Source organism: Bacillus sp. S71 (assembly GCF_016625265.1).
In the GTDB taxonomy this organism is placed as follows: domain Bacteria; phylum Bacillota; class Bacilli; order Bacillales; family Bacillaceae_G; genus Bacillus_A; species Bacillus_A cereus.
Window position 1 is genome coordinate 599,932 of sequence record NZ_JACVUW010000001.1, and the last position, 17,447, is coordinate 617,378.

Genomic DNA, 17,447 nt, shown 5'->3' on the forward strand with positions numbered 1-17,447 from the left:
TACAAGTGAGAGACGCGCTTTTGGAGTTTCGCAAAAAAGAATGCCAAACAAGCAATTATATTCGTCCTCACTCATAGTCAAAGTATTTACGGTACTTCGGTAGAAACTTGCAGGCCATATCCCCGCGATTATATGAGTGTAGCTAACTATTTATTTTATAGAAGGATTATAACGCACTTTTTATACTTTGAAAAGCATTTATCGAAAAAACACGTACAAATTTTAAAAAACTACTATTTTTGTTCGAGTTTTGCAAACTCTTTCATTTCCAATTACAGCTTCGTTAAAATGATTGGTCCATCTTTTGTAATCGCAATTGTATGCTCATATTGAGCTGATAATTTCCCATCCATCGTTCGTGCAGTCCACCCATTTAAATCTACTTTAGAATATCGCATACCTACATTGACAATCGGCTCAATCGTAATCACCATTCCTTCTTGTAACTGAGGCCCTTGTCCTTGTTTCCCAAAATGAAAAATTGCTGGTTCTTCATGAATCTCTTTACCGATTCCATGTCCCGTAAAGTCTCTTGCGACAGAAAAACCTTCATTTGTTACATAACTTTCAATTGCATAGCCAATGTCTCCTACATGATTACCGATTACCGCCTGATCAACCCCTTTATATAAAGCATTCTCAGCTACTAGCAACAACTTTTCTGCTTCATCAGAAACTTTTCCAACTCTATACGTCCAAGCAGAATCTGAAAGACCCCCATTTAAGTTTACTACCGTGTCAATTGTTACAATATCACCCTCAGTTAAAGGAACATCGGCCGGAAACGCATGACACATTTCATCGTTTACAGATGCACATATCGCATATGGATAACCATTGTAATCTTTCTGTTCAGATGTGGCACCATGCTTTTTTAAATACATTTCAACAAACGTATTAATCTCTTGCGTCGTTATACCTGGCTTTATCATTTTCGCAATTTCTTTATGACATGAAGCAAGTAATTTTCCAGATTCATGCATCAAATCTATTTCATTTTTCGTTTTAATTGTAATCATACTACCTCTACCTTTCCTTGCTAAACCTACTATTCGCTACTAAACTTCTATCATACACATCCTTTACCAAAATTTCAAAACCCTCAATTACAACAAGTAAAAAAATATGTATCAAATATTTCTAAATCAAAATAAAAAAACAGAAGATCCCTCTGTTTTTTAATCACGTTTACATATGTAGTTCATTTTCAAAAACTCAAAACAACTACCATTTGTTTTCTGTATAAACGTTCCAACCGCCTCAAATCCTGCTCTTTTATACACTTTGATTGCTCTCTCATTAAATGTCGCTACTGATAGTGTTATATAATTGCACCCGTATTTTTCTTTGCTAAAAGCTAGTCCAGCATTCACGAACTGTAAACCAAATCCATTTCCAGTTATATCAGGTCTCATTCCAAGTCCTATATCAACCGTTCCATCATTCATTTTACAAACAGTAAAAAAACCAATGAGAATGCCATTTTTCTTCACAGAAAATGTATGATTCCCTCTACTCTCACCATGTAAAAATTCAGCTAAATCTTCTTCATCTGCCTCTATATCATAAAAAGAATATTTCCCTTCATAATGCCAGTTATACGCAATTTCCTCCGCTTCTTCTTGCTTCATTACTGTATATGTATAACCCATTCTATCATCCCCTTTAATAAAAAGAGCTGCAATTAAGCAGCTCTTTTTTTACAACTCATAAATCGCTCTATATTTCGCTTCTAAATAATCGGCTAAGTAGTTTGCATTTAAGCCTTCACCTGTTACATCTTCTAAAATTTCAAGCGGCTTTTTCGTTTTACCATATTGGTGAATATGTTCTGTTAACCATTCACGAATCGGTGTTACGTTTCCTTCTTCTAATAATGCATCAAAGTTCGGAATGTCTTTTAACATTCTTTGCTTAAATTGCGCTGCATACATGTAACCAAGCGCATAAGATGGGAAGTATCCAAATGAGCCACCAGCCCAGTGAACATCTTGCAATACACCTTGCGCATCATTTTCCGGACGAATTCCTAAATATGCTTCCATCTTATCATTCCAAGCTGCTGGTAAGTCCTTCACTTGTAATGTACCATCAAATAATTCTTTCTCTAATTCATAACGCACCATAACATGAAGCGGGTATGTAAGCTCATCTGCTTCTATACGAATGAATGACGGCTTCGATTCGTTAATTGCATCATAAAACTCATCGACTGACATATCATCAAATTGACCATCGCTATACTCTTTTAATAAATCATAATTTTTCTTCCAGAATGATTTATTACGGCCGATAAAGTTCTCAAAGAATAATGATTGTGATTCGTGAATACCCATAGATGTACCACTGCAAAGTGGTGTACCTTCAAATTGTTCTGCAATGTTTTGTTCATATACTGCATGACCACATTCATGAATTGTTCCAAATACAGCCATACGGAAATCTTTTTCATCATAGCGTGTCGTAATACGAACATCCCCTCTATTTAATGTAATTTCGAAAGGATGTACTGTTTCATCAAGACGACCTGCTTCAAAGTCATAATTCAATTGCTTTAATAGTTCTAATGTAAAGTTCTTTTGTTTTTCTTTTGAAAACTGTTCCGATAAAGCACTTGTTTTTAATCCTTTTTTAGACTCAGAGATTTCTTTTACAAGCGGCACGATACGCTCACGAAGTTGACCAAATACGTGATCTAAAACTTCTACTGTAATACCTGGCTCATACATGTCTAATAATGTATTGTATTTATATGTTTCATAACCCCAATATGTAATAAATTTCTTTTTAAATTCAACAATTTTTTCTAAGTACGGGCGGAACATTTCGAAATCAGATTTTTCGCGAGCTTCTTCCCACACACTCTCTGCTTTCGCTTCTAATTTCACATAAGCCTCATATTCAGCTTGTGGAATTTTTTTATTTCTATCATATTCTTTCCGACACTCTTCAACCATTTTCTTTGTCGTTTCAGAAAGTTTATCTTCACGTATTAAAGCTTCAAGTTCTGTTAAATAGTTTCCCATCTCATCTGAAGTCGACATAGCAAACACTTCTGACGAAAGCATACCAATTACTTCTGAACGCTGATCTACACCTTTTTTTGGTGCACCTGTTCTTAAATCCCAAAACATTAAACTTAATGCTTCTCCGTAATTCTGTATCTTCTTCACGTATGTTAAAAATTGTTTTTCTACCTCATATGTAGCAACTGTCATCGTATAAAAGCCTCCTTTTTCTACCTCAAACTTAATTCGACACGGAAACATAAATTCCTTTTATAATAGAAAAAAAGCTTGGCAAGCGCCAAGCTTTCTCCTTATAATTCTTTACCTTCTACTGGCAGTACATTTTTCACAGCTGCAACTACTTTCTCATCTTCTGAATCAGATAAGAAGATTGATATAGCACCTTTATCTTCACTTGTACGAATTAAACGCCCAATTCCTTGACGAAGTCGTAAAATCATATATGGTACATCTACATCCCAGAATGGATCATTTACGTGCTTACGTTTCGCTTCAAACACAGGATCGTTTGGAGGGAATGGTAATGACCAAATAATAACGTGTGATAATGATGAACCAGGAATATCTAAACCTTCCCATAAATGAACCGCACAAAGTACAGTCTCTTCTTCATTTTGGAAACGAGAAACGAGCTGGCTAATTTCCTGATCTCCTTCATATAAGAACGGAACCGACATTTGCTCCTTACTTACATACTCTTTGAACGCTGCAAGCTCTTGCGTTGTACGGAATAATACAAGCGTACGTCCATTTGTTTTTTGTATATTTTCAAGTGTATATTGACACTTTCTTTCCCATTCATTTTCTTTCGTATGCGATAGTAAGTTTACTGCCATTTGCTCTTCGTAATCAAACGGTGAAGCAACTGAGAATGATAAGTAATCTTTTACCCCTAGGCTATTAGCTGTAAACGCGAATGAATCATTGTTCGATAATGTCGCAGAAGAGAAAATATACGGTATTTTCTTCGAGAACACTTTCTCTTGTAATACTTCTTCAACTGCACGCGGCATAATCACTAACGTGAAGGCACCATCACCTTCTTCACCCCAAGTAATTACATTTTTCTCGTGCATGAACAGACGAAGTGAATGTTCTAATACATCTAAATGCTCATCAACAATATTTAAATCATACGTGTTTACTGTATGCATTTCACTTTCGAATACTAATGCATCTCCAACTTCACCGATTTTTGCATAAAGTCGTTTCGCTTCAGCTGTTACTTTTTCTGTCACAGTAATTTCTAAACGATCAGAACCAGCAATTTCTTTTTTGTTTTCTTGTAACACATCAAAGAATCGCTCTGTTTGCCAAATTGTTTCTTCTACTAAATGTGCAAACTCCTCACGAATATCGTTTTGTAGCAATCTCGTTAAAAGTTGCTCCATCATCGTTTGCTTTAAACGGTATGTTAAAGCTTTTTGAGCTGCATATTCTACTAGATGTCCTTCATCGAATACAACGCAGCTACTTTCTGGTAATAACGGAATTTGCCCTTCACGCTTACGAGCATCGTACGTCCAAATATGATCCATATAGAAATCTTGAGAACAAATAATTAAATCTGCTGCTTTACGATAATGTTCACGAGAAAGAGTTTGTCCACAACGATGACGAGAATCACAAGTAAAGCAATCTTGGAAGTAATCCCAATTTACTTTTGACCATTCTTCGTCATTTAAAAGTGGAAATTCTTTTCTGTCACCATAGTGAGTAAAGTTTTGCATCGTACCATGATCGAATACAAACTGTGGTAACTCGTAATATACGTCTTCAATTACTTCTGGAGCTCGTCCACTCATAACATCTTCAAGTTTACGTAAGCATAAATAATTATCCATTGATTTTGCAAGCCTTACATCAACAGATAGTCCTAATGCTTCAGATAACTTAGCGATGTCCCCTTCTTCTTTTACAAGCTGCTCAATTAACGTTTCATCTGCACAAGCAATAATAGCTGGTTTCCCAGTATAACGCGCGTAACAAATTGCATATAGAAGATATACAATTGTTTTCCCTGTTCCTACACCAGCTTCTGCGAACATAACTTTCTTTTCTTGGAAAGCGCGTTCTAACTGAAACGCCATAAAAATTTGTTCATCACGCTCTTCAAAGCCTTTTTCCGGAAGGATGTCGTAAAACACATCTCCAATCCACTCATTCAACTTATCATAAAAATTATCTTGTTTTCCTACTTCAAATGGTAATCTCTTCTCAGTAAACATCCTTAGCCTCCAACCAAAAAGTTTTTCTATAAAAAGATAATAGCAACTGCTACGCATATGTATGCATTTGCTTTCCCCTGTTGCAATACATAGAAATTCACGAAAAAAAATTTTCCTTTCGAAAAAGGAAAATTTTCTTCTATATTAATGACTTTAAATACCGTTTATCAATCGCTGTTTCATGTGAAAGAGCTGACAAATATTCTTCTTGTGCTTTTTGTATTTCATCTACAATCGCACCTTGACTATCCACTTCTTTTCCGAGCTCATCATACGTACGGTGAATAGCTTTTTGAATCATTGATAATTGGAAATTATCCATATCACTTCCTCCTTTACGCATTACATAATAGCCAGTATATGCGCGCTGGAGGAGTTTTATACTATGAATTACGCGGTGGACGTTTTCCGAAGTATTGGTAGTAATCTGTACGGATAAATCCGTTAAACAGTTTACGCTTCTTCGACGCATCTTTTCCGTAACACTTCTCAAATGCTTCGTAGCTTGTTAATACATACGCTGACCATGTATCTAACGGGCGGAATACTTGTCCCATTTCTTTATACAGTTGTTCAACGAGTGCTTTTTCACTTAAACGTTCTCCGTATGGAGGATTCGTTACAACGTAGCCATAATCCTCTTTTGTTGTGAAATCTTTTACTTGCATTTGTTTAAATGTAATTAAATCGCCTAAGCCCACTTCTTCTGCGTTATCTTGAGCAACTCGAATCATACGATGATCAATATCTGATCCAATGATTTGTAATCGTTGATCATAGTTCGCTAAATCTTCAGCTTCTTGACGAGCTTCACGCCAGTTTTGTTTACCTACCCAGCCCCACTCGTCAGATGCGAAACCACGGTTAAATCCTGGTGCAATGTTTTGTCCAATTAATGCTGCTTCAATTGGAATTGTACCTGATCCACAGAATGGATCAACAAATGGACGATCTGGCTTCCAGTTTGTTAATTTAATTAAAGACGCAGCTAATGTTTCTTTTAACGGAGCTTCCCCTTGATCCATACGGTATCCACGTTTATGAAGTCCAACACCACTCGCATCAATTGTTAATGTTGCAATATCCTTGAGCATTGCAATCTCGATACGGAATAACGGACCGTCTTCTTCAAACCAAGTTGTACGTTTATATGTTGTTTTTAATTTTTCAACGACAGCTTTTTTAACGATACGTTGGCAATCCGAAACACTGAATAATTCAGATTTTAAAGATTTACCGATAACAGGGAACTCGCCATTCTCTGGAATATAATCTCCCCAGTTTAATGCTTTCGTTTTTTCAAATAGCTCATCAAATGTTGTTGCTTTAAATTCGCCAACTTTAATTTTTACACGGTCCGCAGTGCGTAACCATAAATTCGTGCGACAAATCGCCTTTTCATCTGCTTCAAATGTTACTTTGCTGTTTTCTACTTGACATTCATAACCAAGATCGCGAACTTCTCGGGCAACTAACGCTTCAATACCCATTGCCGCTGTTGCAATTAAAGTAACTTTTCCCATTTGCATTCACCTCTTATGTATATTCAAACAATAATTAATAGCAATTGGTCCTATTAATCATTACATTTTACGAAAAATTTTCTTATTAACCATTTTAACTCATACTTTATAACTTCATACAAATAAAAAGCCCTCCTCTAACAAAGGAGAGCTGAGTTATTTCATAGTTGGTTCATAACGTTCTGTAAGCCATGTTCTGTTCCTTTGTACTACAAACGGCCCACGCCTCGTACTCCGGTGGCAATCATCTATCTACAGGTTATAAAACCTGTCCTTTCCCGTCGTTCATTTCCTTAGAAAAGATTCCCCTACCATTATTTGGGTTTCTCGCTCGTGGGGTTTACCTCGTTCCACTCCTATCATTTCTTCAAGGACTTCGTCACTGTGGCACTTTAAAGGTAGTCAAACCGTATCCGAAAGGACTTAGGTTTTTTCCCTGCCGTTAAACCAGCCTTACAGCCAGAATACCCTAGCTTATGAATTGGCTAGGCACGAACACTACAGCCATCTCAGGCCGTGCGAGCATGGACTTTCCTCTACAACGTTGGCGTTGCAGCGATTACCCAAACGTTATGACATCCATTAGTATAGTGGAAACAAAAAGATTTTGCAACGTTTTTTTCTATGTAAAACGCTTAAACCTTTTCCCACCTTACATCATTCGTATAACTTACTTCCAAATACAGCTTTTTCTAAGTTAGATAAGCGTTTTAAAATATCCGTATTCGTGTTGTTATAAACCGGTTGTGCAACTGGTGTTTGTACAGGTTGTTGTGGAACTTGCGTTACTGCTAGTTTTTGTTCCTCTAATTCACGCTTTAAACGAGCATTTTGTTGCTTTAATTGCTCAAACTCTTTGTGGAAAGCTTCATAGTCTTTAATGATCATATCAAGAAACTTGTCTACTTCTTCTTGCTGATAACCTCTCATACCTGTTTTAAATTCTTTTTCTAAAATATCTTTCGCTGTTAATTTAATTTTATCCGAAATCATTTTCTTCACCTCAAATTTTTACCAAAACTTTCATTAACTAAATTTTTTCAGAAACAATGCTTTTTGTCAATCATATATACGAGTACTATATTACATATTACTCTGCATTATTCCACTGTTCCTCTTCTATTATATCTTGTAAATCAGAAAAAAGAATGAAATAACTGTGATAATTTTCTATTTCCCCTTTTTTCTTTGCTGCTTCTACAATATATTTGGGACTTCCTGGTTTTTCTTCATCATATACCGCTAAAAGCGCATCACTTTTTTCAATAAAAAATTGATTTTTTAATTTAAATTGTTCTGGGCTTTCATACTTCCGTTTCGTGATACTATCAACATGGTCTGCTTGAGAAAGAATAAATTCGTAATATTCACGATTATCTTCTTTCCAATTTTCTTCTTGTTCTAAAAACGGAGTAAATACCGCTAATTTTAAGTCTGGATATTCTACTTGAATTTCAAAAACAACTTCAGCAGCCCATAATTCTACACCTAACTGGCCGCTTATTATAACCCACTCTAAACCATCTTCTACAAAAGTGGTTAATTTGCGGTGTAATGCCTTTTTTATACACTCCACCCCTGGATGATCATTTTTAAATATTCCAAGTTCAAATGGCTTATATCCTGTTACTGCAATAACTTTCATATCAACACTCCAATTACAAAAAAAGAACTAGCATTTCGCTAGTTCTAACATATCATTTACTTTTTAAATATTCCACCAACGTTTGGTCCGATATTTGGACCTACTGGTGATACATTGTTTGGTAAAAACGGTGATACATTTGGTCCTGGTCCAAACGGTGATACATTCGGTCCTGGCCCAAATGGAGATATTTGATGCCCGTGGTGATGATGACCATGGCCACATGGTCCACATCCACCGCCGAATCCTGGGTCGATTGGGTCCACAACATTTACATTTGAATTTGTTTGTGGGAAGAAGTTTTGGTTTTTAATTTGTTGATGATGTACATGTGTTGTATGTGTTGGGAAAATGTGTGGCACCACCGTTGTTGAAAAAGAGTGTGTTACGCATTGTTTCGTCGGATGAACGACAGGAGCAGTTGTACAAATAGGTCCTACAGGCTTATGCCCTCCAAAACAAGGATGACAATGATGCATAGTTTTTTCTCTCCTCTCTCGTTAAAAAAATCTGATTACACTTTACAGTATGAGAAAAGAGAGAAAGCCGTTTGTTATATATACCCATTTATTACAAGGAAATTTGTCTAGTCCTTTATTTCATATACAATACTTTCATAGACAACCCTTCAACATTACTTACCAAAGAAGCCTCCAACTTGTTTTACAATACCTGTCACCTGATTCATCGCATTCATCATCTGGCCAGCTGTGTTCATCATTTTATTTACATCATAGTTACCATCTGATGTTTTAAATTGAGAAACAAAACTAGAAAACTGACTTGGCTGTTGTTGCTTTTGTTTACTCTGTGTCGGATACGGTTGTTTTGGTGGATAAAACATCCCTTGTTGATTAGCATAGGGCGCTTGTGGTGGCATATAATATTGTGAATTCATATAAGGCTGCTGCTGTTGTTGATTCATGTATGGTTGCTGAGCTTGTGATTGTTGAGCTTGATTCACATAAGGTTGCTGCTGTTGTGGTTGTTGAGCCTGATTTACATAAGGTTGCTGCTGTTGTTGAGCTTGATTCATAAATGACACTTCAAACGGTTGATAATAATTTTGATTTCCATAATAAGGCTCGAAAGGATACATATTATACCGTAAATATGTATCCGTATTATATTGGTACATATTTTGCTGTGCATATGGATACGTTTGCTGATATACGTTAGATTGTTGAAACATGCATTCTCTCCTCCTTTACATAAGTTTCTACATATATAATATGTACCTATAAAATAATATGTGTGATGGAGTATCTGTCTATTTTTGTCGGAAGTTTAAATTTTTAAAAAATTAAAAAAGAAAACCCTTCCATGCTATGATAATTAAGAAGAAGATTCTCATGGGGGAGGAATCAACATGGTATTAGGGGATTTAAAACAAGCGTTTTCTCAAAAAAAGGGGTATTGCACAGAGAATGCAAATGAATTATTAGACTTTGCGAGACATTGGTATCTCGAAGGAAAAATATGCATATCAGATTATCGAACATTAATAAAAGAATTAGAAATAAACGGCGCAACAAAACCTACAACAATGACAGAAGCATAAAAATAACAAGAGGGTTCTCCCTCTTGTTATTTACATTGCTCAACTATATTTTGCAAAGTATACGAAACGGCTTGGTGTGTTTCAAAGAATCGTTTACCTTTACCTTTATTTACAAAGCATTGTAACACATTCGTTTGTAAATTATCGTATACTTGATCAATTTGCTGTACATGTATATACTTTGGCTTTTCTTCTTTAATCCACGTATAAGCTAATTCTTTCCACTTCTCTAATTCCTCATCTACCATATCTACAAACGGTTTCATATCCTTATAAAAATCGTATTCAATCAGTTCTCTTTTTTTTACATTCGCTTCATTATTATACTGCATGAGTTTTTCTGAAGACTGTATTAATGCTTCATTCTTCATTTCTTTCCCACCTTATTATGCACTCACTACGACGTTTTGAAATGTCTTTACCCAATTCCCTTTTTCTTCGTGATGCACTAATTTATTTTCCATATGTTCAATATGCATTTCTGTTATTTCTATCTTATTGCATATTTTTTCACTCGCATCCTTTAATGCATGATTTATTCTAATCCCTATATTCATTTCCAGCAAATCGAGAGAACTTAACATTTGATCCATTTTTTTCATTACATCTTCCTTCTGAACCATCGCCATATACAAAACGCCTCCTTCTTTGCTTTTCCTTTGTCATGTAATTTCGCCGAATGATTCACCACTCCTGCCCACATGACAAAACTAGTTGTTATTCGTCAAAGAAATCATTTCGTATGTCATTTATAGAAATGGTAACAATACAAAAAGGAGGTGTATTACAATGGCAAAGAACAAAAATGAAAAAAAGAAAAACCAAAACAAACAACAAAATAAACCTGAGACTGGCAATCCAAAGCTAGATGGTCCAAACTTCCCTGCTACATAAAGCGAGACTTTATTACGAACAGGTAGATTTCAAATCATCCTTAATCTCCTACTAGCATTACGTTTTGAAATTAAAGTTGTAGCACGCATAGCAGGATTGTTTCAAATTAAGAAGTCCCGTCTTCAAAATGGAAGACGGGACTTCTTTTTTATTATATCATGAACTCATCCATCCTTTTAGCAAAACGATTTACGATAGATAGCCTATAGATTTGTTCTCTCTTTCTTCTATACCATTCTGTTATATTAACTTCCTCTTTAGGTTCTTCAAGTACAAATAGCACATTCATTTTCATATTTGCACAAAACCAATCTCTCATTTTTATTTCTTCATGTAAAATAACAGGATAAATATCTCTAAGTGTTGGCGTATAAGACTTTCGAGTTTCCTGTGCGTAAACTTCATAATCTTCTCTAGACCCAGTATGTGTAGTTTGCAATGCAAACTTATAAAACGAACCATTATAAATTGGATGAAACAATAACCATGCTAATCTTTTTCCTAGTTCTATACGCTGTTGTAACGTTTCAAATTGATAAACCGAAAATCCATACATCCTCCCTTCAATTGTTGGGAAGATAACTGCACTAATATGAAATCTTTCTTGTACTTTAAAAAGTGCAGTATGGAATACATGTTTTTTAAAATATGTGTTCTCAATGACTGGTTTTTGAATTTTATTTTGTTCATTTATAATAAGCGCCGTCATAAGCCTATTCATATCTCTTCTTTCCCAGAAAAGTAACCATTCTTTTTCCATAAAAATTGATACGCTGAAATATTGCAACAAATGAAAGAGAGGTGCCCGTCTCTTCTTACTTTCCTCATACAATAATAGCTGAGGAAATGCATCTAAGAAAATAATCCAATTAGCTTGTTCGTACAGAAGAAATAAATGTTTTTTTACCGTTTCAGGTAATACAGTGGCATAATATCTCCCTTCTAAATCAGTCATATTCCATCCCGCATTTCTCGAAACCATACTCGCTAAAAAGGCCCACCTGATTTCACTATTTCTTAAATAATATTCTTGATAAGATTGTGTCCGAGAAATATTGTCCACATTAGCTATTTCTGTTTTCTTTTTAATATTGCGAATGATCGCTTTTTCTTTCTCTGTACAAAAATTTTTTTCTCGATTTTGTTTAATTTTCATATAATCATTCCATGTAAACATAAATAAGTCATCATACCTTTCATCAAAAAGGTCACATCTTTTTTCATTTTTTGATATAATCACCTTTGTAAGTAATTCTTAGCAAGTTGGGAGTGGACACACTATGACCATTCGTTACCCAAATGGAAAAAGGTATAATCAAGCTTCACAACCTCAAAAAACACCTATAAAAACACATACTTATAGTAATAGAGGTATGTCCCTTGAAGAGGAATTGAATGAAACAAATCAATATTACTTAACCCATAATATTGCATGTGTACATAAAAAGCCTACACCTCTTCAAATTGTAAAAGTAGATTACCCCGCTCGAAGTGCTGCAGTGGTAAAAGAAGCGTATTTTAAACAACCTTCTACGACAGATTACAACGGTGTATACAAAGGGAAATACATCGATTTTGAAGCAAAGGAAACAAAAAATAAAACTAGTTTCCCACTTCAAAACTTCCACCTTCATCAAATAGAACATATGAAGCAAGTGGTTGCTCATAATGGAATTGCATTTGTCATTATTAAATTTACACTTTTTGATGAATTTTATTTATTAGATGCAAAACATATTATTACATTTTGGAATCGCCAAAATACAGGTGGACGCAAGTCGATTACGAAAGAAGAAATAGAAGAGCATGGATCCTTATTATCATGCGGTTATCACCCTCGGATTGACTATATCCGTGTACTAGACACGGTTTATTTTTCGTGATAGAGTCATCACTAAGGCTCTTTTTTCGACTTTTGGGGGAGAGAATGAAAGGTAGGAGAAAGTATAATGTCAGATAATTATCGTTCTCGTACAGAACGAAATCATGTAAAAAATCAAGAGAAAAAAACAAATAAAGAAGAAAAACCAAAGAAAAAAGGCTCCTTTTTCAAGAAATTCCTTATAGGTTGTCTACTTCTTGGTATCGTTGGTCTTGTAGCCGGCGTTTCCGCTTTCTTTGTTATGGTAAAGGACGCTCCAAAATTAGATAAATCCAAACTTGTTAATCCTTTATCAACAAAGTTTCTTGATAAAAACGGAAATTTCTTCTATGAATACGGTGCTGAAAAACGAACGCATGTTACTTATGATCAAATTCCAAAAGTAGTTGAAAATGCATTCCTTGCAACTGAGGATTCGCGTTTCTATGATCATAATGGAATTGACTTTAAACGAACTACAAAAGCAGTTATGGAAAATGTCACTGGTGGTTTCGGTTCCCAAGGTGGCAGTACGATTACACAGCAAGTCGTTAAGAACTATTTTCTAACGATGGATAAAACCGCTAAGAGAAAAGTACAAGAATGGTACTTATCTTATAAATTAGAGCAACAATACTCTAAACATGAGATTTTAGAAATGTACTTAAATAAGATTAATTTAGGTAACCGTTCATATGGTATTGCGACAGCAGCGCAAAAATATTATGGTAAAGATTTAAAAGACTTGCAATTACATGAAGCTGCTATGCTCGCTGGTTTACCCCAAGGTCCAAACATTTATGATCCAACAAAAAAGGAAAATGTTGAACGAGCAACAAATCGTCGTAATGTCGTATTGTCATTAATGAATCGACATGGTTATATAACAAAAGAAGAAATGAATAACGCCGTTAAGATCCCAGTAACAGAGGGCCTTCAACCGTCTTCAGAAGTAACTGAGATGAAGTATCAAGCATTTTTAGATGCGGTTGTAACAGAAGTTGAAAAAGAATATCCTGATGTAAATATCGGTTCAGATGGTTTAACGATTCATACAACACTTGATCAAGATGCTCAAGATTACGCTGAAAAAATTATGGATGGAAATCTTATTAAGTATCCAAACGATCAATTCCAAGGGTCATTCGTATTTATGGATACACAATCTGGAGAAGTTCGAGCAATTGGTGCTGGACGTAAAGAAAATAAGTCCACTTTCAAAGGTCATAATATGGCAACTAATTTAAAACGCCAAGTTGGTTCAACAATGAAACCTATTTTCGACTACGGTCCAGCGATTGAGAATCTTCAGTGGTCTACTTATCATCAATTAAATGACTCTGAATATACTTATTCTGATGGCACAAAGATTAAAAATGCTACAGGAAGTTTTAAAGGTGACGTTTCACTTCGTGAAGCATTGAAGAAGTCATTAAACATTCCGGCTTTAAAAACAGCTCAAACAGTTGGGCTTAATAAATCAAAAGAGTTTGCTGAAGGTTTAGGCATGACATTTGAAGATGGAGTACATGAATCTACTGCAATTGGTAGTAACGATAGTTCTCCATTAGCAGTAGCAGGTGCATATGCAACGTTTGGTAATAACGGCGTGTATAATAAACCTCATTTCGTAAAAGAAGTAATCTTCCCGGACGGGAAAAAGAAAAGCTTTAAACCGAAGGAACAACGTGCTATGCAAGACTACACAGCTTACATGGTAACTGACGTTCTTCGTGACGTAGTAAAACCTGGTTCTGGTGGTACAGGACCAACAGCATATGTTTCAGGTGTTGACGTAGCAGGTAAAACTGGAACGCAAAACTTTGATGCAAAAGATTTAAAGAAATACGGCATTCCAGCTGATGCAAACAGGGATAGCTGGTTCGCTGGATATACACCACAATATACGATGGCTGTATGGACGGGTTACGTAAAGAACGGTCCAGAAAACTACATTAGTGATCGTTATACTAAAATTGCACAGCAAATGTTCCAAGTAATGATGAGCAAATTCGCTACAGATAAATCACGCTTTGAACGTCCTTCTTCTGTTCAAGAAATAAACGGAGAACTATACGTAAAAGGTGCGAAAAAAGATGCAATTAAAGAAATTAAAGTAGATGCCCCTAGTGGTCTGAATGTCACTTTCGATGGCGCTAGCACAGTTACACTAAACTGGTCTGGACCAGCAGAAGTTGATGCATATGCAGCCAGCTATAAAGCAACTGACGGTTCAAGTGGTAGCCTATCAATAAGTGGTACGACAGCTACTCTTGGTGGTATTAAACCAGGTGTTACTTACAGCTTCTCTGTAGTAGCGAAAAAAGGCACTGGCACAAGCCCAGCAGTTGGTGCATCCTTCACTGCGCCTGGCGGAACTCCAGATGCGAAAAAAGCTGAAGAAGAGGCTAAGAAAAAGGCCGATGAAGAAGCTAAGAAAAAAGCTGATGAGGAAGCCCAGAAAAAGGCTAATGAAGATAAAGTAAAACAAGACGAAGCTAAGAAAAAAGCTGAAGAAGAGGCTAAGAAACAACAAGAACGGCAACAGCAACAAGAACAACAACGTAAACAGCAAGAAGAAGCTCAAAAGAAAGCTGATGAGGAAGCTAGAAGAAAAGCTGAAGAAGAAGCTAAGAAAAAAGCTGAAGAAGAAGCTAAGAAGAAAGCTGAAGAAGAGGCCAAGAAAAAAGCTGAAGAAGAAGCTAAGAAACAACAAGAACAGCAACATCAAAATACCGGAGGAGATACACCTCACGCAGACGGTACTGTTATTACAACAGAGTCCTAATAAACAAAAAAGAAGTCCGTTTCTCTTAACGAGAAGCGGACTTCTTTTTTGTTATCATTTTCTTTACATATAGCTTTTCTATTTCGATATACAACTGCGCTAATTGAATATAAGAATGATAATTACTCGGTTTCTTTATTATGAATGAATATCTTTCCATAAAATTAACAGGTTGCACTTTTAATTTATTCGTATTTATTTGCATTTCATTCAAACTATGAACAGGTTGCTCATTTAGCCAATAGACAACCGATAACAAGTGAGCTGCAAAAAGAATCATTGGCCCCTCAGCCTCTTGCTTATTTCTATTTCGAAACAGTATAGCAATGTCTTCATGCTTATTTTTCCATACATTCAACATCGCTGGAATACTGTTTTCAATTTCCTTCCATGGCTCATACTGTCTTTCAATATCAAATATAAAGTAAGTATTTTGTATTATTTCTTCAAAAGACTCGTCTGTATGATACTCAATTGAATTTACGCTTTCTTTAAAAAATGGTAAGCAGTGAAATTCTTTCGGTATTTCTATAACTCGCTCCATCCCTTATTTCACCTTCATTCGCTTCTTTCCTTCACGACATACTTCTAACAGTCTGCACTCCTCACATTGCGGTCGTTGTGCTTTACAATGATAACGTCCAAAGAAAATCATACGATGATGCGTAACCCCCCACTCATCCATCGGTACTTTCTTCATTAACGTTTTTTCTACTTCTAACACAGAATCTTTCCATCTACAAATCGCTAATCGTTTACTCACTCGCTCCACATGTGTATCAACAGCAATTGCAGGAATTCCAAACGCTACGGAAACTACAACATTCGCTGTTTTCCTTCCTACACCGGGTAATTTCGTAAGTTCATCTCGATCGCTCGGTACCTCCCCATTATAGTCATCTAATAACATTCGGCATAATTTTTGAATGTTTTTTGCTTTATTTCTATACAATCCGATAGAGCGTATATCTTGTTGTAATTCTTCTAGAGAAACACTTAAATAATCTTCTGGTGTTTTATATTTTTGAAATAAATTTCTTGTCACTTTATTTACAAGTACATCTGTACATTGTGCAGATAACGCCACCGCGATTACAAGTTCAAATGGATTATCATGAACCAATTCACAATGCGCTTCTGGATACATATCCGCCATTGTGTCTAAACAATAACGGATTTGCGTTTTGTTAAGCATATTTCTCCTCCTATATTACTGCTCCAACCAATTATAAAAAGGCACTTTTCCAGTAAATTTCGTCTCTTGTTTTGTCATTTGTTGTGCTCTTTGTTGATTCGCTCTAAATTTTTGACCTTGATTTTGAGCCTGATCTACCGTTTTAATTCCATTCTTTTTCCACTCAAATAAAATACGATCAATATATCGGAAATTTAGTTTCCCACTCATTACAGCTTCTCTAAGAGCCGCTTGAATTAAATTTGGATGATGTTGATCTTGGTCCTCCCACATTCCTAACGTTTCACATTCGAACGGCGAAAGTGGTCTTCCAAATTCTTTTTCAAATACTGTATATAAATTTACTTGCAGCTGTTTTTTTTCTTTTTGCTCTTCCTCTATTGATTCATCCATTAAGAAATGTAATATTTTTTCCCATAACGGTTGTAAAGAATAACTTTCGCACATCATCGCTTCTGATCTTTGTCCACCTTCTAGTGATAAAAAACCTTTTTGAATCAACGCTTGAATTACTTCCATACATTTCATTTCCGTTATCGTCATCCGTTCAGAAATCTCTGAAGGAGTCGGAAACGAATTACCTGATTCTAAAAATGTGTGTACATGAAGTACAACCATAAATTCCGTCTCATTTAAACCTAATTTTTTATAATGCATCATAAGCAATTTTGGAATTGCAATGCTTCCCTGCTCAAACCACTGTAGCATCATTTTCTTTTTCAT

General features: G+C 35.5%; 20 protein-coding genes, 1 other RNA gene and 1 riboswitch. Of the genes, 4 read left to right on the forward strand and 17 right to left on the reverse strand.

Annotated elements, in window-relative coordinates; all coding sequences use genetic code 11:
• Positions 1-54: 54 nt before the first annotated feature.
• A riboswitch (purine riboswitch) is annotated at positions 55-156 on the reverse strand.
• A 116-nt stretch (positions 157-272) separates the two neighbouring features.
• From IBT51_RS02840 to IBT51_RS02890, 11 genes are all read right to left on the reverse strand, one after another.
• A complete protein-coding gene (locus IBT51_RS02840) occupies positions 273-1,019 on the reverse strand; it encodes a type I methionyl aminopeptidase (RefSeq protein WP_075716812.1) in 747 nt (248 codons plus the stop codon).
• Positions 1,020-1,178: 159 nt separating this feature from the next.
• Positions 1,179-1,652, reverse strand: a complete 474-nt coding sequence (locus IBT51_RS02845; protein WP_200458001.1) for a GNAT family N-acetyltransferase — start codon at positions 1,650-1,652, stop codon at positions 1,179-1,181.
• Positions 1,653-1,700: 48 nt separating this feature from the next.
• Entirely contained in the window at positions 1,701-3,218 is a 1,518-nt protein-coding gene (gene ypwA / locus IBT51_RS02850) for a carboxypeptidase (RefSeq protein WP_023521517.1), read from the reverse strand.
• Positions 3,219-3,319: 101 nt separating this feature from the next.
• Positions 3,320-5,257, reverse strand: a complete 1,938-nt coding sequence (locus IBT51_RS02855) for an ATP-dependent DNA helicase (RefSeq protein WP_000493700.1) — start codon at positions 5,255-5,257, stop codon at positions 3,320-3,322.
• A 139-nt stretch (positions 5,258-5,396) separates the two neighbouring features.
• Entirely contained in the window at positions 5,397-5,579 is a 183-nt protein-coding gene (locus IBT51_RS02860; RefSeq protein ID WP_000368570.1) for a DUF3921 domain-containing protein, read from the reverse strand.
• Between the two features lie 61 nt (positions 5,580-5,640).
• Positions 5,641-6,780 (reverse strand): THUMP domain-containing class I SAM-dependent RNA methyltransferase, encoded by a 1,140-nt coding sequence (locus IBT51_RS02865; RefSeq protein WP_000521224.1) that lies wholly within the window; start codon positions 6,778-6,780, stop codon positions 5,641-5,643.
• Positions 6,781-6,960: 180 nt separating this feature from the next.
• Positions 6,961-7,351: RNase P RNA component class B (gene rnpB, locus IBT51_RS02870), an RNA gene on the reverse strand.
• Positions 7,352-7,437: 86 nt separating this feature from the next.
• Positions 7,438-7,773: a cell division regulator GpsB gene (gene gpsB / locus IBT51_RS02875; RefSeq protein ID WP_000622431.1), complete on the reverse strand. Its 336-nt coding sequence runs from the start codon at positions 7,771-7,773 to the stop codon at positions 7,438-7,440.
• A gap of 97 nt (positions 7,774-7,870) precedes the next feature.
• Positions 7,871-8,425, reverse strand: coding sequence for an SLOG family protein (locus IBT51_RS02880; RefSeq protein WP_000862916.1), 555 nt, complete (start codon positions 8,423-8,425; stop codon positions 7,871-7,873).
• Between the two features lie 56 nt (positions 8,426-8,481).
• Entirely contained in the window at positions 8,482-8,904 is a 423-nt protein-coding gene (locus IBT51_RS02885; protein ID WP_000546292.1) for a CotD family spore coat protein, read from the reverse strand.
• 155 nt (positions 8,905-9,059) lie between these two features.
• Entirely contained in the window at positions 9,060-9,617 is a 558-nt protein-coding gene (locus tag IBT51_RS02890; protein ID WP_000487718.1) for a YppG family protein, read from the reverse strand.
• A 177-nt stretch (positions 9,618-9,794) separates the two neighbouring features.
• On the opposite strand from IBT51_RS02890, the gene IBT51_RS02895 reads away from it, so the two are divergent.
• Positions 9,795-9,986, forward strand: coding sequence for a YppF family protein (locus IBT51_RS02895; RefSeq protein WP_000242652.1), 192 nt, complete (start codon positions 9,795-9,797; stop codon positions 9,984-9,986).
• A gap of 26 nt (positions 9,987-10,012) precedes the next feature.
• Here IBT51_RS02895 and IBT51_RS02900 read toward each other — a convergent pair whose 3' ends face one another.
• Together IBT51_RS02900 and IBT51_RS02905 are read right to left on the reverse strand one after the other, a co-directional pair.
• A complete protein-coding gene (locus tag IBT51_RS02900; protein ID WP_000786937.1) occupies positions 10,013-10,357 on the reverse strand; it encodes a YppE family protein in 345 nt (114 codons plus the stop codon).
• 15 nt (positions 10,358-10,372) lie between these two features.
• Complete coding sequence (locus IBT51_RS02905; protein ID WP_200458002.1) at positions 10,373-10,615, reverse strand: hypothetical protein; 243 nt, start codon at positions 10,613-10,615, stop codon at positions 10,373-10,375.
• 85 nt (positions 10,616-10,700) lie between these two features.
• Between IBT51_RS02905 and IBT51_RS27290 the strand changes: the two genes are divergently transcribed.
• Positions 10,701-10,880, forward strand: coding sequence for a hypothetical protein (locus IBT51_RS27290; protein ID WP_001987054.1), 180 nt, complete (start codon positions 10,701-10,703; stop codon positions 10,878-10,880).
• A gap of 151 nt (positions 10,881-11,031) precedes the next feature.
• On the opposite strand, the gene IBT51_RS02910 is transcribed toward IBT51_RS27290, so the two are convergent.
• Positions 11,032-12,057 carry a DUF2515 domain-containing protein gene (locus IBT51_RS02910; protein ID WP_088021956.1) on the reverse strand — a complete coding sequence of 342 codons (1,026 nt, stop codon included), beginning with the start codon at positions 12,055-12,057 and terminating at the stop codon, positions 11,032-11,034.
• Positions 12,058-12,160: 103 nt separating this feature from the next.
• Between IBT51_RS02910 and recU the strand changes: the two genes are divergently transcribed.
• Together recU and IBT51_RS02920 are read left to right on the forward strand one after the other, a co-directional pair.
• Entirely contained in the window at positions 12,161-12,763 is a 603-nt protein-coding gene (recU, locus tag IBT51_RS02915) for a Holliday junction resolvase RecU (protein ID WP_089170711.1), read from the forward strand.
• Positions 12,764-12,829: 66 nt separating this feature from the next.
• Complete coding sequence (locus IBT51_RS02920; RefSeq protein WP_200458003.1) at positions 12,830-15,529, forward strand: PBP1A family penicillin-binding protein; 2,700 nt, start codon at positions 12,830-12,832, stop codon at positions 15,527-15,529.
• A gap of 25 nt (positions 15,530-15,554) precedes the next feature.
• Here the strand turns inward: IBT51_RS02920 and IBT51_RS02925 are convergent, their stop codons facing one another.
• The 3 genes from IBT51_RS02925 to dnaD are packed head-to-tail and all read right to left on the reverse strand — an operon-like array spanning position 15,555 to position 17,447.
• Complete coding sequence (locus IBT51_RS02925) at positions 15,555-16,073, reverse strand: YpoC family protein (RefSeq protein WP_029441862.1); 519 nt, start codon at positions 16,071-16,073, stop codon at positions 15,555-15,557.
• Between the two features lie 3 nt (positions 16,074-16,076).
• Complete coding sequence (nth, locus tag IBT51_RS02930; protein WP_000933035.1) at positions 16,077-16,724, reverse strand: endonuclease III; 648 nt, start codon at positions 16,722-16,724, stop codon at positions 16,077-16,079.
• Between the two features lie 15 nt (positions 16,725-16,739).
• Positions 16,740-17,447, reverse strand: a complete 708-nt coding sequence (dnaD, locus tag IBT51_RS02935; RefSeq protein WP_000728542.1) for a DNA replication protein DnaD — start codon at positions 17,445-17,447, stop codon at positions 16,740-16,742.

Coding starts and splice junctions, on each gene's coding strand:
- IBT51_RS02860 (WP_000368570.1), bottom strand. CDS start 5,579: ATGGATAATTTCCAATTATCAATGATTCAAAAAGCTATTCACCGTACG.
- nth (WP_000933035.1), bottom strand. CDS start 16,724: ATGCTTAACAAAACGCAAATCCGTTATTGTTTAGACACAATGGCGGAT.
- dnaD (WP_000728542.1), bottom strand. CDS start 17,447: ATGAAAAAGAAAATGATGCTACAGTGGTTTGAGCAGGGAAGCATTGCA.
- IBT51_RS02840 (WP_075716812.1), bottom strand. CDS start 1,019: ATGATTACAATTAAAACGAAAAATGAAATAGATTTGATGCATGAATCT.
- IBT51_RS02880 (WP_000862916.1), bottom strand. CDS start 8,425: ATGAAAGTTATTGCAGTAACAGGATATAAGCCATTTGAACTTGGAATA.
- IBT51_RS02920 (WP_200458003.1), top strand. CDS start 12,830: ATGTCAGATAATTATCGTTCTCGTACAGAACGAAATCATGTAAAAAAT.
- gpsB (WP_000622431.1), bottom strand. CDS start 7,773: ATGATTTCGGATAAAATTAAATTAACAGCGAAAGATATTTTAGAAAAA.
- ypwA (WP_023521517.1), bottom strand. CDS start 3,218: ATGACAGTTGCTACATATGAGGTAGAAAAACAATTTTTAACATACGTG.
- IBT51_RS02885 (WP_000546292.1), bottom strand. CDS start 8,904: ATGCATCATTGTCATCCTTGTTTTGGAGGGCATAAGCCTGTAGGACCT.
- IBT51_RS02855 (WP_000493700.1), bottom strand. CDS start 5,257: ATGTTTACTGAGAAGAGATTACCATTTGAAGTAGGAAAACAAGATAAT.
- IBT51_RS02890 (WP_000487718.1), bottom strand. CDS start 9,617: ATGTTTCAACAATCTAACGTATATCAGCAAACGTATCCATATGCACAG.
- IBT51_RS02865 (WP_000521224.1), bottom strand. CDS start 6,780: ATGGGAAAAGTTACTTTAATTGCAACAGCGGCAATGGGTATTGAAGCG.
- IBT51_RS02845 (WP_200458001.1), bottom strand. CDS start 1,652: ATGGGTTATACATATACAGTAATGAAGCAAGAAGAAGCGGAGGAAATT.
- IBT51_RS02910 (WP_088021956.1), bottom strand. CDS start 12,057: ATGTTTACATGGAATGATTATATGAAAATTAAACAAAATCGAGAAAAA.
- IBT51_RS02895 (WP_000242652.1), top strand. CDS start 9,795: ATGGTATTAGGGGATTTAAAACAAGCGTTTTCTCAAAAAAAGGGGTAT.
- IBT51_RS02900 (WP_000786937.1), bottom strand. CDS start 10,357: ATGAAGAATGAAGCATTAATACAGTCTTCAGAAAAACTCATGCAGTAT.
- IBT51_RS02925 (WP_029441862.1), bottom strand. CDS start 16,073: ATGGAGCGAGTTATAGAAATACCGAAAGAATTTCACTGCTTACCATTT.
- recU (WP_089170711.1), top strand. CDS start 12,161: ATGACCATTCGTTACCCAAATGGAAAAAGGTATAATCAAGCTTCACAA.
- IBT51_RS02905 (WP_200458002.1), bottom strand. CDS start 10,615: ATGGCGATGGTTCAGAAGGAAGATGTAATGAAAAAAATGGATCAAATG.